Here is a 13,463-nt window from a genome sequence, read left to right as displayed (position 1 = left end):
AAGAATCTTTTCGCGGACCGCTCCTCACGGGCCGGTTCGGTCCAACCCCGCTGCCCACTGCAGACGCTGACGATTGGTCACGCCCAATGCCCGGTCGTCCGCCGGCGCGCCCACCAGCCCCGCGTCGGACGACTCCATGACCGGTACCTCCCGCCCGCCCCGGTCCTATCGCGTGTACCGCACCGGCAGCGTCAGCAGGCCCCGGGCGCGCAGCGACGGCCGCCACTGCGGGTCCGCTTCCGCGAGGGCCAGTTCGGGGAACCGCTCCAGCAGGGCCGCGAGGGCGATCTCCGTCTCCGCGCGGGCCAGGGGTGCGCCGACGCAGTAGTGGATGCCGTGCCCGAGGGCGAGATGGCCGGAGGCGTCGCGGGTCAGGTCGAGGCGGTCGGGGTCCGTGAAGCGGGCGGGGTCGCGGTTGGCGGCGGACAACGAGACCCAGACCGTCTCCCCCGCCGGCACGGTGACCCCGGCGATCGTCACGTCCTCGACCGGGAAGCGACGGATGGCCAGCAGGGCAGGGCCCTCGTACCGGGCGAACTCCTCGACCGCGCCCGTGAGCTGTGCGGGGTCCTTGCGCAGGGCGGCGAGCTGGTCGGGGTGGCGCAGCAGGGCCAGGACGGAGTTGCCGATGAGCTGCACCGTGTTCTCGTACCCGGCGAACAGGATGAGGAAGGCGAGGGACATCAACTCGTCCTCGCCGAGCCGGTCGCCCTCGTCGCGGACGGCGATGAGGGCGGAGAGCAGGTCGTCGGCGGGGGCCTTCCGCTTGTCGGCGAGCAGCTGGGTGAAGAAGCCCAGCATGGCCACCACCGCCCCCTTGCCGGCCTCGGGCCGCGCGGGATCGGGGGCGACCAGGCAGTCGGTCCACACCCGGAAGTCCATCCGGTGCTCCTCCGGGATACCGAGCAGGTCGCAGATGACGGTGATCGGCAGCGGGGCCGCGTAGGAGGCGACGAGGTCGGCGGTGCCGTGCGGGCCGAGGGCGTCGAGGAGCTGGTCGGCGGTGCGCCGGATCGGCTCACGGAGCTGCTGGACGCGGCGCGGGGTGAAGGCATGGCCGACCAGGCGGCGGATGCGGGTGTGGTCGGGCGGGTCCATGTTGAGGAGGTTGGCGTCGAGGGCGGGCGGCAGGGCGAAGCCCTTGTGGGTGCCGGCCGTGGCGTGCCGCTTGTCGAGCGAGAGCCGTGGGTCGGCGAGGGCCTCGCGGACGTCGTCGTAGCGTGTGACCAGCCAGGCCGGTGCGCCGTCGGGTCCGGAGATGCGGTGCACGGGCGCGGTGTCGCGCAGGCGCCGGTAGACGTCGTAGGGGTGGTCGAGCAGGCCGTCCGCGTGATCCATGGCAGTCAGCCTACGGGGGTTCAGGTGTCGTACTCCTGGATGCGCTGCCCGTGGCTCCGGTCCACGAGGGAGGGCAGTCGATCCGACAACTCCTGCACGACAGCGGGCACATCGAGGGTGAGCAGCTCGCGGTCCCGCATCAGGACGCGGCCGTCCACGATGGTGGTGCGGACGTCGGCGGAGCGGGCACTGTGCACGAGGGTGGCGGCGAGGTCGTGGACCGGCTGGGTGTGCGGGCCGGTGAGGTCGACCAGGATGATGTCGGCGCGCCGGCCGGGGGCGAGGCTCCCGACGCTGCCGCCGAGTCCGACGGCGCGGGCGCTCTGCAGGGTGGCGTGGTGCAGGGCCTGACGGGAGGTCAGCCAGCGCGGGTCGCCCTCGGTGGACTTCTGGATCAGGGAGGTCAGCGCCATCGACTCCCACACGTCGAGGGAGTTGTTGGAGGCGGCGCCGTCCGTGGCGAGTCCGACGGGGACGCCGATGGCGCGCAGGGACCGTACCGGGGTGGTGTCGGGCCAGCCGAACCTGAGGTAGCCGCGGGGTGCGGTCGCCACCGCCGTGCGGCCGCGCGTGCGGGCCAGCAGCGGCAGGTCGCGCTCGACGATGCCGGTGCCGTGGGCGATGAGCAGGTCGGTGTCCAGCAGTCCGGTGCGGTCGAGGATCTCGACGGGGGTGACACCGTGCCGGGCGAGGCTGGTCTCGGTCTGGTCGCGGTTCTCGGCGGCGTGGAGATGGACGGGCAGACCGTGGGTGCGGGCGAGTTCGGCGGTGGCGGTGAGGTCGGCGTCGGCGACCGTGTAGGGGGCGTGCGGAGCCAGGGCGGTGGTGATGCGGCCGCCGGCGGTGCCCCGCCGCCGCAACGCGAACGCCGCCGACTTCTCCCGGCCCTGAGGACCCTGCGAGGAGAAGTAGGCCTCGCCGAGGTGGGCCCGGATCCCGCACTCCGCGACGACGTCGGCGACCACGTCCATGTGGAAGTAGTGGTCGGCGAAGCAGGTGACCCCGCCGCGGATCATCTCGGCGCAGGCCAGCCGGGCACCCAGCGCCACGTCCCGCTCGGTGAGGTTGGCCTCGACGGGCCAGACGACGTCGTTGAACCACTCCTCGGTCGGCAGGTCCTCGGCGAGCCCGCGCAGGGCGACCATCGGTGCATGGGTGTGGCAGTTGACGAGTCCGGGCATCGCGACCTGCCCGTACGCCTCGATCCGCTCCACGGCCACCAGGTCCGCGGCGGCGGCCGCGGTGGTCACCGATTCGATCACCCCTGCGCGGACGACGAGCGCGGCGTCCTCGCGGAAGACGATCCGCTCCTCCTCGTCGTGCACGAGGACGGTGCAGCCGGTGACGACCAGGTCGGCGGGAGAGGCGGTCATGGGCCCCAACGTACGACTGTGTCGCACCGCGAGGTGGGCCGAACCGCGCATCCGGGCGCTAGGCCACGGCGGGCAGTCCGCCCCGCTCCCGGTGCCGCTCCAACTCGTCGAGCAGCTCCTGCAGGTGACAGGTGTGCCGCGGGGTGAGGCGGCCGGTGTGGTCGAGGTGCACGGCGCAGGCCGTGGTGGTGTCGACCAGACGTTCCAGGACGGCGGCGACGGCGTCCGTGCCCTCGGTGTGCCGGGCCAGGGCGGGCAGTTCGGCGGCGGCGAGCGCGATCGCGGTACGGGCCTCGGCGAGGGTGCGGTAGGCCTCGCGGCGCAGCGCCCACCGTTCTGCGCGGTCGCCGGACTCGCTCAGGACGTGCACGAGATAGGCGTGGGCGGCGCTCCCGGCGACGGCGAGCCGGGCCCGTACCCCGCCGCCCCGCTCCCCCGGCATCGGCAGATGTCCGACGATCAGTACGATCGCGCAGGCCAGGAGCGTCTCGCCGATCCGGCTGACGGAGGCCTGCGGCTCGCCGCCGGCCATGACCAGGGCGAGCACGAGGACGGTGACGACGGCGGTGAGGGCGGCGAAGTTCCGGGTGGAGACGGGGACGAGCGCCCCGCACACCGCCACCAGCACGATCAGCCCCTCCGGCCGCGGCAGCAGCACGGCGAACCCGGCGAACACCAGGGCACCGAGCACGGTGCCGGCGGCCCGGCTCAGCACGCGGGAGGCGAGCGGCCCGAGGTCGGGCTTGACGAGGAAGACGGCGGTGGCGGGCAGCCAGTACCAGTGCTCGTGCTGCCCGTACCAGCGGGCGTGGTGCAGGGCCTGGGCCGCGGCGGCGCTGGCCCCGAAGCAGAGGGCGACGCGCAGCCCGTACTCCCGCCCGCCGGTGCCCAGAGCGGCCCGGACCGCGGCCTTGGCGCCGCGCCGCCGGGTCGGCGGCCGGTGCTCGTCGCTCCCGGCCCGGTCGGAGACCTCCGCGGCGCGCAACAGAGCGTCGTCGAGGGCGCGCAGGGCGGGTGCCGACCGGCTGGGGGCGGGCAGCGGGCCGGTGCCGGTGTTGCCGCGGACCGCGGCGGCGAGCCGCCGGGGCCCCACCGCCGCGCGCGCTGAGACGGCCTCGCCCGCCCAGGCGAGGGCGGTGGCGGCCTCGGCCAGGGGCAGCGCGGCAACGTACTGGGCGTGCAACCGGCGCTCGGCCGCGGAACTGGCGTACCGGCGCAGCCGGGGTCCGGCAAGGGCGTCCTGGGCGTGGTCGAGTGCGGCGGTGAGCGCGGCCCGGCGGGCGACGGCGGTGTCCCGGCCCACGGCATCGAGCAGCGCGGCGACGGCGTCGTACACGTCGGCGACCGCCTCCCGTTCGCCGTCGAACCGGAAGTCCCCGGCGAGCGAACCGGGTGTGGGCAGCACCAGCCGCAGCAGGAGCAGCCAGCCGGCGCCGGCGAGGAAGGCGAGGGCCCGCTGCCAGCCGCTCTCGGCCGCCGGCATCCCGGCACCGACGGCCGCGGTGACGAGCAGCTGGGTACCGGCGGCGGAGGCGACGGGCCCGACGGCGCTGATGCCTCCGGCGGCCAGTCCGAGCACGGTCAGGAGCAGGGTCAGGGGCAGGGCGGACAGCTGCTGCCCTGCGTACGTCCCCACGAGCAGCCCGAGAGCCCCGGCCGCCGCGGGCATGCCGAGCCGCCTGACGGAGGCCCGTCTGCTGCCGGGCCGGTCGTTGATGCCGGCGAGCATGGCGGCGATGGCGGCGAGGACGCCGTCGGCGACCCGACCGCCCAGCACACCGGCGAGCAGCAGCGGCCCGGCGGCGAGCCCGCCCCGGATCACCGCACTCCACGGGACGGGGCCGCGCTGGGTGCGCAGGGCGTGGGCGAGCCAGGGCGGCGGGACGATGGCGGACCGGCGGCCGGGACGGCTACGGGCTGCGGGGCGCGGCACGGGGCTCCTGTTCGTACGAGGGCGGTCTGGGCCTTCGGACGACGGCGGCCGGGCGGCTGATGTGCCTCCCACGGTAGATCGCGTTCCCTGAGCAAACCGGGCGATCACGTTTCGCGGAGGTGAAAGGTGCCGGGGCGGGCGGTTTCTTTATGAACGCAATGTCCGGCGAGCGCGCTCAGTCGAGGGCGAACGGGTCCCTGACGGTCGGCGGCCTCTGGTCGGAGAAGAGATCCTCCGGCGGTGACTCGATCGGCAGCGGCACAGGGTTCTGGTGGCCGTCGGCGCAGCGGGCGAACGGCCCGGTGAGGGGGTCCGTCAGGGCGCGCATGTGCGGGTCGACGTGGTGGGTCCACCAGCTCGACATGCCCATGCCCGCGTCCCAGCGCAGGTTCTCCCAGGCGCGCCACAAGGAGTCGAGCCGGGAGAGGGCCTCGGCATGGCGATACCACTCCGGGCACCACACGCGCCCGGATTCGGGAGTGGGACACGAGACGAGATAGATGAAGCGGTCGCTGACGAAATCGGCAACGTTGGCGTACCACAGTTCCCCCGAGCGGGCGGCGCTCCCCTCGTCCCGCCGGATGTCCTCGGCCGACTCGCTCCGCTCCTCGTCGTTCAGCGGTGATGCCATGGCGTCATGCTCCTCTTCGCAGACGTACTTCGGTGGCCTCGGCGTGGTGGCCGATCCGGTCCAGAACCTTCGCGAGCCCGGCGACGGCATATCTCAGGTCGAACTGTCTGCGCGGGTCCTGGTCCACCAGGTCCCGGTAGAGGCGGACGGCGCGCCGTGCCGGTACCACCCCGCGGGCGGCCAGGCGCACGTCGTGCCGGCCGCACAGGCTCAGCGTCCCGCCCAGCCGGAACAGGAGCCACGCGGTCCAGTTCGGCCGTTCGCCGGGGCGAGCGGCCAGTGTCACGCAGGCCTCCTCGGCCTCGAGCGCGGTGCGCCAGGCCGCCGCCCTCTGTCCGGCCATCGCCCGCGCGTCGGCCAGCCGCAGCAGAGCGTGGCACAGGGGCCGCTCCTGACCGTCCCGGTCCGTGACGAGCAGTCGGCGCCGCAGGCTCACCTCGTGCTCCGCGATGCGCACGGCATCCGAGAAGCGGCTCGTGCTCAGCAGCGCATGGCCCAGCTCCGCACAGGTGTCGGCCAGGCCCGCCTCATGTCTCGCGTGGCCGGCCGACAGCCGCACGCGCACCTCGTACGCCTCCCGCAGCACGGGAACCGCCCGCTCGGCCGTCGCCCAGGACGTCGCGTAGCTGGAGCCCAGGTCGTGCAGGCAGAAGGCCAGCCCCTCACGCTTTTCCGCGTTGACGCGGGACAGCCGGCGATACCGTGGCAGCGCCTGGCGCAGCAGGATGCGCCTCGCGACCTCCCGGTCGTACCTGCGGTACAGGTCGGAGCCGTCGTGCAGGCCGGTGGCATGGCTCTCCGCGTAGAGGCCGGGGGCGTACGCGCTCAACCGGTCCCGGACGACGAGGGCCTGGTTCAGGGCGGCGAGCGCGTCCGCCGAACGGCCCAGGGCGTCATAGGAGTAGGCGAGGTCGAGAGCGATTTCGGACTGGGACTTCAATTGGCTCGCGCTGAGCGGCAGTTCGGCACCCGCGTAGATCCGGAGGGCCTCCTCGAGTCCGCCCACCGCCGCCTCGTGGTCGCCGAGACGCGCGCGGAACGTGGCCAGCACCCCCATCGACTGGGCCAGACCCGGCGCGGCGATCCCGTACCCCTCGCGTGCCAGAGCCCTGCGATGCCCGATGGCCTCCCCGATGGATTCCAGCGCCGCCCCGTGATCTCCGTCCTCGAACTGGTCCCAGGCGAGGTTGAGCAGCATCTGGGCCAGGGTGGAGCGATATCCCTCGGGAAGCTCCTCGGCCCGCGGGCGCACCAGTGCGATCGCCTCCCGTACCAGCGCCATCGACTCGCGGCGTGGCCGGGAGGCGTTGCCGTAGTCGACCGCGAGGCCCATCAGGGCCTGGGCGAGGTCGGCGTCGTAGGCGTCCGCGTTCTCCGTCGCGAGCCGGCGGGACGTCTCGACCGCCTCCTCGCTCAGCGACAACGCCTCCGAGTGCCGCTGGAAGCGCCAGAGGTTCGCGCCTCGCTCCTTCAGCGCCTCCGTGAGCAGGAGCGGGTCCAGATCGGGGTGGTCGGCCACCAGGTCGCGGGCACGCCGGACGGCCTCGTCCGTGTACTGGTCGGACTGGGCGATCTGGTCGAAGCGGATCGCGCTCGGGTCGAGCCACCAGAGCACCCGGGACAGGTTGACGAGCGCCCGCACCAGACCGCGCTCGCGTTTCTCCCACTCCTCACCGTCCTCGGCAGCCAGCGCGCGGAAGAGATTCAGCGCCTGGTCGCCGGCCATGTGCGCATCCGCCAGGTGTCCTGTCATGCGCGAGGCGTGCGACAGCACCAGCAGCGAGTCGGCCCACTCCGTGCGGTGCGTCATCGCCCCGTCCGCCGCCGGCCGCTCCCGGATCGCCGCCGCGTCCGCGGCCGACGCCCGCGCCTCCTCCCACTCGCCCACCGCCAGGTGCCGCTCGGCCAGGTTGTGCAACGCCCACGCGCGGTCGCGGAGCGCCTGCGGGTCGTCGCCCGTGGCGCTGCACAGCCGGTTCAGGTCGCGGGCGACATCGAGTACGTACTCGCGCAGCACATGGGTCTGTTCCGGCAGTGCGTCGGAGTGCGCGCGCAGCATGGCTGCGCTCAGCGGTGCGTCGGCGGGCACCGCGCGCAGCGCCTCGCGCAACCGGCCGACAACCTGATGCGCCTCCCGCGCGCGGCCCTCGTTGGCGTGGGCCACGGCGGACCGGGCGAGCACGGTGAGGGTCTGCACCCGCTGGTGGTCCGGGGCCCGGGCGAACAGCCTCCCGAGCAGCCCGGGCTCCTCGATGAGCTGCTCGGAGGCCTGGAACTCCGCCAGCCGGTCCGGCTCCAGCCGGCCCCAGTAGCGGCCCTCGGGCGGCGGATACAGGTCGCGCAGCCAGGCGGTGACGTCCGCGATCAACCGCGGCGGCTCATCGGGCAGCAGCCGGGCGATGGTTTCCCGTGCCTCCCGTTCCTCCTGCGCGGGGCACAGTACGGCCGCCGCCACCGCCTGTGCGAGCAGTTCCTTGTCCCGGGCCGTCATGCCCCGCCCGTCGGCGGTGTCCAGCCAGTACTTCTTCTCGTGCTCAAGGAGTTCGGCCTCCAGCGCGCCCCCGTCCCGCTCGGGGGTCCGCACATGGCGCAGCAGTGCGGCCAGCGCCGCCATCTGCACGGTCAGTGCCGTCTCGGCCCCTGAGCCCGCTCCGGGGCGGGCGGCCGGGAGTACGTCCACGAGCCCGGGCCAGTCGACGTCCGTCCCGCCGGTCACCTCCGCCAGACGGCGGGAGAGGTCCCGGGCGGCCGTCCGGAACGCCCGCTCCCGGTCGGCGGTGCCGGGGCTGAGCGCGTGCAACCGGGTCTCGGGGAGGGCGCCGGTGGCCCTGGTCCGCCAGGACCCGAGCGAGCGTGCGAGCAGAAGCAGCCGCACCGGATGCCCGGCGTCCTCGGTCTGCTCCCGCAGCTCCCTGACCAGTTCGGGTCGGGTCTCGGCATAGTCGACAACCAGCAGCAGCGGGTGCTGGACGCTGCGCAGCGCCGGCAGGGCGTCCGGCTTGCGGCGTACCTGACCGGCCACCCAGCCGCGGTCCCGCATCCGCGCCATCAGCTGCCGGGCCAGCCGCGTCTTGCCCTGCCCGCCCGGGGCGGTGAGCACGCGGACGGCGGGGGCGCCGTCCGGGTCCGTCAGACACCACCGCTCCAGGGCGGCGAGCGTGTCCTCCCTGCCGTGGAACGACACCACCTCCGCGTCGGCCCGCAGCAGCATGGTCGGCGACGTCACCTCCCGCTTGGGCGGCGCAGGCTCAAACAGCCGTGCGAGCTCGGCCGGTTCGGGCTGCGGGTCGACGGAGGTCGCCTCGCGGACCACCGCGCGGAAGTCGTCACAGGCGAGCAGGTCCTCGCTGCGGGTGTACCTCAGCCGCGTGCCCCGGTCCGGCCGCCGGTCGGCCCGCACCACGCCGAGCAGCAGATTCTCGCCGGACAGGAGGACGGCCGCACCCGACATCCCGGACCAGTGGGTGGTCCGGGACGCGGTTTCGTGATCCATTCCTGCGGTGTCGAACGCCAACAGGCCGGCGCCGTCGAGGATCTCGAAGGCCGCACCGCTGTGCGGCCTGACCCGGCCTACCAGCGTCTCCCGGCCCCGGTCGCCGGCCTGCGTCCGCTGCTGCCGCGGGAATCCCGTGGCAGCGACCTGTACTTCGGCCCCGCCCGTCACACACCGGCCCCAGCGCTGCGGGCGGCGGCCTCGGGCACCGCGCAGCGTGACGGGCGTCGGCCAGTTCGGATGGTCGGCCGGGATCTCCAACAGGGCCGCATCCACGGTCTCGTCGTGCCGTCGCCACCGCACCACGACAGGGAACCGGGTGTCCGAATCCGGGAAGGACACGGTGATCTTCCCCGGTGCATGTGGTGGCGGCAGCACGTGCGCGGCGGTCAGGACGAGCCGCGGCGCGATCAGATAGCCGCTGCCGAAGCCCGGGCCGCGGACCTGGACGACCTGTTCCTCCATGATCGGATCGCCGCCCGACTACTCGACGTCGCCCACGGCCACGTCCCCGCCCCCGCGCTGCTCCGGGTTCAGGCGCAGGGTCACGCGCTGGGTGGACCGTGCCGTGCGCTCCGCGCGGGCGTTGGCCTCCACGACGCCGAACCGCAGCGTCCCGCCGCCGTTCTTCGTCCGCATCAGCTCGATCTCGAACTCCGCGGTGATCTCGCCGAGCACGAAGCGCAGTTGGGAGCCCTGGCCGCGGCGTTGCGCCTCGGACAGCTGGGCTCGCAGCACCTCGATGGCATCGGCCAGATCCAACCAGTCCTCGTCGTGCTCGCCGCGCGCCATGTACCAGCCTCCGTCGCCATGTCATCGGGCTCGCACATCCTACGTGCCGCGGCACCAGTGACCCGAGTCGAGGACCCGACACAGGTCCCGTCGAGGAACCGGTGTACGTGGCCGGGCCGTTGCCCGGCCCGGGTCCGGCTCAGTGAGCCTGTTCCGGCAGAGCTGATCCGAAGAGGTCTTCGGCCTTCATGAGCGCGGTCGTCACAGACCCCGCCTCAGGGGCGGTGACCTCCCTCATGAGGTCGTCGACCGCACGCAGTCCGGCCCGGTCCAGCAGCCGCTTCTCGTTCGTCACCCACTCCCCGCGCGCCGCCAGCACCGCGTGGCCGGCCTGTACGGCGGCGGTGGCCAGCGCGCCCGCGACCTCGGTGAGCCGGGCGTGCGGGGCATGGTTGGCCTTGGCGTAGGCCAGGGTGGCGCGTGCGGTGCCGGACCAGCGCTCGGCCGCGGTCCGGCGCAGCTCGGCCGGGTAGGCCTCCGGACGGGGCAGGTGGCCCCTCAGCACCTGGTTGACAGCCAACTCGGCCACGATCAAGTAGCTGGGAATCCCGGCGAGATGGAACAGCAGCGGCTCCACCCGGAAACGCCCGCGCTCCGCCTCCGCCAGCTCGTGCTCGACCGCGTCGAGATCCCGGTAGTGCACGTCTACCCGGCGTCCGTCGATGGTCAGCCAGGCTCCGCCGTTGAACACACCGCCGCCCCAGCCGCCGATCTCGGACACCTCGCCCTCCCAGCCGAGGGCGCGCAGGTCGGCGGGGGCGAAGGGGCCTCGGTAGTAGACGGCCAGGTCCCAGTCGCTGTCCGGGGTGTGGGTGCCTTGGGCCCGGGAACCGCCGAGGGCGACCGCCCGGACCGTGGGGAGGGCTGCGAGGCGGTCTGCGGTGGTGGCGAGGAAGTCGTGGTCGGAGAGCGCGGGCATGGGTCGGGCTCCAGATGAAGGGCGGGTGCGGGTGCGGGGAGCGTAGGGCGGGGGCCGGGCAGGCGGCGACCCGATTGTCAGTGGTGCGCGCTATCAAGGAAGTCGTCACTCATTGTCACGACGGGGGAGGTCATGGTGACGGTTCGGAAGGGCGGCGCGAAGGGGCGCCGCGGTCATGTGTCGATGGCCGGGCTGCGGGCGCGGGGATGGACCGCGGAGCTGGTGCGCCGGCTGCTGGGCGAGCCCGATCTGCTGCGCGGCAATCCGTACTCCGCCTCGGCTCCACGGACCCGGCTCTACCGCGTGGAGCGGGTCGAAGCGGCTGAGCGGAGCGCCGAGTTCAGAGCCCTGGCGGCGGCCGCCGTACGACGGTCCATCGCGGCGAGGGCCGCCGTACGGCGCAGGCGGCAGGAGGTGTCGGCGCGGGTCGCGGTGGCGCGGAGGGGAGCTGTCGGCGCCGGCCACGGTGACTCGACGAGAGGTGCCGCTGACCTGCACGGAAGCGTTGACCTGCACGGAGACGCCGATCTGCACGGTGCCGCCGAGGCTCGGCGGGAGGCGGGGAGCGGCATGCCCGGCTTGCCCGCCGGGGCTCCTGCCACACCGGAAAGCGGAGGCGCGGAGACCGGAAGGGAAGCAGGTGGAGGCCTGCCCGGCAGGCCGGCCGCGGCTCCTGCCGAGCCGGAAATTCGGGTGCGGAGGCCCGGGCGGGCCGCGGATGATCAGGAGGTCGACCTCCCACCACCCCAGGAGCCGCCATGATCCGGCGAGTGACCGCACCCGGGCTGTTCCCGCCGCCCACCTACTCCCACGCTTCCGTCGTCGAGACGGGGACGAAGCTCGCCTTCCTCGCCGGGGCCGTGCCACTCGATGCCGAGGGAGAGGTGGTCGGTGCGGGAGATCCGGTGCGCCAGGCCGAGCAGGTGGTGGCCAACCTCCGGGAGCAACTGCTCACCATAGGCAGCGACCTGGAGCATGTGCTGACGACGGACGTGTACGTCGTCAGCAGCGAGCCGTCGGTGTTGTCCACGGTGTGGGAGGTCGTCGAGGCCTCGGGGCTGAGCCGGGGGCCGCACTCGTCCACACTGCTCGGTGTCGCCTGCCTCGGGTACACCGGGCAGCTGGTGGAGATCACGGCGACGGCCGTGGTGCCGGAGCAGGAGGAGGGCCGGTGACGGCCGAGGTCGTCCTGCGCCGGGCGGGGCCGGCGGACGCCCGTGCCGCCGCCGACGTCTGGCTGCGGTCCTTCGCGGCCGCGCTGCCCACGGTCGTCCGGCCCCGCACCGACGACGACGTGCGGGGGTATTTCCGGAACGTGGTGGTGCCGTCGAGGGAGACCTGGGTCGCCGACGCGGCCGGGGAAGCGGGCGGGATCGTCGGCGTGATGGTCCTGGACGGCGAGCTGCTCTCCCAGCTCTACCTGGACCCCGAGTGGCGCGGCCGCGGTATCGGTGACCGGTTCGTCTCCCTGGCCAAGGAGCGCAGCCCCGAGGGCCTCACCCTGTGGACCTTCCAGGTCAACAGGCCCGCCCACCGCTTCTACGAGCGGCACGGATTCATCGCCGTAGAGCGCACGGACGGCAGCGGCAACGAGGAGCGGGAGCCGGACGTACGGTACCGGTGGCGGCCCTGAGGCGCTGAGGCGCTGAGGCGCTGAGGCGCTGAGGCGCTGAGGCGCTGAGGCGCTGAGGCGCTGAGGCGCTGAGAGGCATGGGACACCCCGACGGCCGCCCCCACAAACGTCCTTTGGGCAAGGGCTTCCCGAAGCCGCCGACCCGGCTCGTCATGAGGCCCAGGGACACCAGCGACTCCGCAGGCTTCACCGCCCCCGACCCGTCGACCACTGGGATCCCGAGCGAAGACCGAGCCTCTCGGCGCCGTGCGCGAACGGGTCCTCGCGACCCTGCGTCAGGACATCGACACACGCTTCCACGACCGCATCCTGGCCATGGCCGGCAACAGCCTGCTGATCTCCGTCATGGAACCGGCCGACGGCCGACTGCGCCGGGCTCACCCGGCAGAGCGAGGAGTGGCTCCGACTACTCGGTGAACACAGCGAGTTGTACGAGGCCATCGCCTCCGGCGACCCGGACCGCGCCCGCGCCCGCACGCTCGGTCACGTCCGCGCCGACTACCGCTCGACGGTACGGCACCTGTGCGCAACCGACCCCGAGGACGCCGGCTGAGGGCCCGCTACGGCAGCCCGGCCGCGTCCGCCGCCGTGCGCAGCACCTCGCGCAGCATCTCGGGGGTCAGCCGGCCGGTGAAGGTGTTGCGCTGGCTGACATGGAAGCAGCCGAAGACGTCCAGGCCGCCGAGGGCGACCCGGGTGCCGTGGGCGAAGGCGGGGCGAGGCAGGGGCACGGGCCAGCCCGCCTCGGCGAACGCGGGCAGCGCCGCCTGCCAGCCGAAGGCGCCGAGGACCACGGCGGCCCTGAGCGTGGGGCGCAACAGCCGCAGCTCCTGGACCAGCCAGGGGCGGCAGGTGTCCCGTTCGCCGGGGGTGGGCTTGTTGGCGGGCGGGGCGCAGTGCACGGGCGCGGTGACACGGACGCCGTACAGCTCCAGGCCGTCGTCGGCGCGCACCGAGGTGGGCTGCGAGGCCAACCCCACGTCGTACATCGCCTGATGGAGCACGTCTCCGGAGCGGTCACCGGTGAACATGCGGCCCGTGCGGTTGCCGCCGTGCGCGGCGGGGGCCAGCCCGATGATCACGAGGCGGGCGTCGGCAGGGCCGAAGCCGGGCACCGGCCGCCCCCAGTACGTCCAGTCTGCGAACGCGGCCCGCTTGGTCCGGGCCACCTCCTCGCGCCACTCGACCAGCCGTGGGCAGGCCCGGCACTCCGCGATGCGCAGGTCGAGCCGGGCGAGGGCCCTGCTGTCGTCCATACCGCCACCGTATGCCCGGCCCGGCCGGGTACCCGGGGCCGGACACCGTCCAGGACGGGCCGGCGGCAGCAAGGCTTCCCGCCCGGCAGAGCGCA

General features: G+C 73.8%; 11 protein-coding genes and 1 pseudogene. 4 read left to right on the top strand and 8 right to left on the bottom strand.

Annotated elements, in window-relative coordinates; translation table 11 throughout:
* Positions 1 to 165: 165 nt before the first annotated feature.
* The 7 genes from ACIRU3_RS14050 to ACIRU3_RS14020 form a co-directional block, all read right to left on the bottom strand.
* Entirely contained in the window at positions 166 to 1,338 is a 1,173-nt protein-coding gene (locus ACIRU3_RS14050; protein ID WP_404055827.1) for a cytochrome P450, read from the bottom strand.
* A 20-nt stretch (positions 1,339 to 1,358) separates the two neighbouring features.
* The gene (locus ACIRU3_RS14045) at positions 1,359 to 2,711 is read right to left on the bottom strand and encodes an amidohydrolase (RefSeq protein ID WP_404055825.1); all 1,353 of its coding nucleotides are present in this window, start codon (positions 2,709 to 2,711) and stop codon (positions 1,359 to 1,361) included.
* Positions 2,712 to 2,769: 58 nt separating this feature from the next.
* Complete coding sequence (locus ACIRU3_RS14040) at positions 2,770 to 4,644, bottom strand: FUSC family protein (RefSeq protein WP_404055823.1); 1,875 nt, start codon at positions 4,642 to 4,644, stop codon at positions 2,770 to 2,772.
* Between the two features lie 175 nt (positions 4,645 to 4,819).
* Entirely contained in the window at positions 4,820 to 5,275 is a 456-nt protein-coding gene (locus tag ACIRU3_RS14035) for a DUF4913 domain-containing protein (RefSeq protein WP_404055821.1), read from the bottom strand.
* 4 nt (positions 5,276 to 5,279) lie between these two features.
* Positions 5,280 to 9,233 carry a trypsin-like peptidase domain-containing protein gene (locus tag ACIRU3_RS14030; protein ID WP_404055819.1) on the bottom strand — a complete coding sequence of 1,318 codons (3,954 nt, stop codon included), beginning with the start codon at positions 9,231 to 9,233 and terminating at the stop codon, positions 5,280 to 5,282.
* An 18-nt stretch (positions 9,234 to 9,251) separates the two neighbouring features.
* On the bottom strand, positions 9,252 to 9,560 hold the full coding sequence (locus ACIRU3_RS14025) for a trypco2 family protein (protein WP_404055817.1): 309 nt from the start codon (positions 9,558 to 9,560) through the stop codon (positions 9,252 to 9,254).
* A gap of 139 nt (positions 9,561 to 9,699) precedes the next feature.
* Positions 9,700 to 10,479, bottom strand: coding sequence for a nucleotidyltransferase domain-containing protein (locus ACIRU3_RS14020; protein WP_404055815.1), 780 nt, complete (start codon positions 10,477 to 10,479; stop codon positions 9,700 to 9,702).
* Between the two features lie 132 nt (positions 10,480 to 10,611).
* Here ACIRU3_RS14020 and ACIRU3_RS14015 point away from each other — a divergent pair, with 132 nt between their 5' ends.
* The 4 genes and pseudogenes from ACIRU3_RS14015 to ACIRU3_RS14000 form a co-directional block, all read left to right on the top strand.
* Positions 10,612 to 11,241, top strand: coding sequence for a hypothetical protein (locus ACIRU3_RS14015; protein ID WP_404055813.1), 630 nt, complete (start codon positions 10,612 to 10,614; stop codon positions 11,239 to 11,241).
* On the top strand, positions 11,238 to 11,654 hold the full coding sequence (locus ACIRU3_RS14010) for a RidA family protein (RefSeq protein ID WP_404055811.1): 417 nt from the start codon (positions 11,238 to 11,240) through the stop codon (positions 11,652 to 11,654). Before ACIRU3_RS14015 ends, ACIRU3_RS14010 begins: the two co-directional genes overlap by 4 nt.
* Positions 11,651 to 12,112 (top strand): GNAT family N-acetyltransferase, encoded by a 462-nt coding sequence (locus ACIRU3_RS14005; protein ID WP_404055809.1) that lies wholly within the window; start codon positions 11,651 to 11,653, stop codon positions 12,110 to 12,112. The genes ACIRU3_RS14010 and ACIRU3_RS14005 overlap by 4 nt, the downstream gene beginning before the upstream one ends.
* Before the next feature lie 279 nt (positions 12,113 to 12,391).
* A pseudogene (locus tag ACIRU3_RS14000) lies at positions 12,392 to 12,665 on the top strand (FCD domain-containing protein); the annotation flags it as partial.
* Positions 12,666 to 12,672: 7 nt separating this feature from the next.
* On the opposite strand, the gene ACIRU3_RS13995 reads toward ACIRU3_RS14000, so the two are convergent.
* The gene (locus ACIRU3_RS13995) at positions 12,673 to 13,368 is read right to left on the bottom strand and encodes a uracil-DNA glycosylase (RefSeq protein ID WP_404055807.1); all 696 of its coding nucleotides are present in this window, start codon (positions 13,366 to 13,368) and stop codon (positions 12,673 to 12,675) included.
* Positions 13,369 to 13,463: the final 95 nt, after the last annotated feature.

Origin of the sequence: Streptomyces sp. NPDC101151 (assembly GCF_044768335.1) — a bacterium.
Lineage (GTDB): Bacteria > Actinomycetota > Actinomycetes > Streptomycetales > Streptomycetaceae > Streptomyces.
Note: the sequence above shows the minus strand (reverse complement) of the source record. Positions and strands in the feature narration are given on the sequence as shown.

Excerpts from the sequence above, each read along its gene's own strand:
- ACIRU3_RS14050 (WP_404055827.1), bottom strand. The coding sequence starts at position 1,338 with ATGGATCACGCGGACGGCCTGCTCGACCACCCCTACGACGTCTACCGG.
- ACIRU3_RS14045 (WP_404055825.1), bottom strand. The coding sequence starts at position 2,711 with ATGACCGCCTCTCCCGCCGACCTGGTCGTCACCGGCTGCACCGTCCTC.
- ACIRU3_RS14035 (WP_404055821.1), bottom strand. The coding sequence starts at position 5,275 with ATGGCATCACCGCTGAACGACGAGGAGCGGAGCGAGTCGGCCGAGGAC.
- ACIRU3_RS14030 (WP_404055819.1), bottom strand. The coding sequence starts at position 9,233 with ATGGAGGAACAGGTCGTCCAGGTCCGCGGCCCGGGCTTCGGCAGCGGC.
- ACIRU3_RS14025 (WP_404055817.1), bottom strand. The coding sequence starts at position 9,560 with ATGGCGCGCGGCGAGCACGACGAGGACTGGTTGGATCTGGCCGATGCC.
- ACIRU3_RS14020 (WP_404055815.1), bottom strand. The coding sequence starts at position 10,479 with ATGCCCGCGCTCTCCGACCACGACTTCCTCGCCACCACCGCAGACCGC.
- ACIRU3_RS14015 (WP_404055813.1), top strand. The coding sequence starts at position 10,612 with ATGGTGACGGTTCGGAAGGGCGGCGCGAAGGGGCGCCGCGGTCATGTG.
- ACIRU3_RS14010 (WP_404055811.1), top strand. The coding sequence starts at position 11,238 with ATGATCCGGCGAGTGACCGCACCCGGGCTGTTCCCGCCGCCCACCTAC.
- ACIRU3_RS13995 (WP_404055807.1), bottom strand. The coding sequence starts at position 13,368 with ATGGACGACAGCAGGGCCCTCGCCCGGCTCGACCTGCGCATCGCGGAG.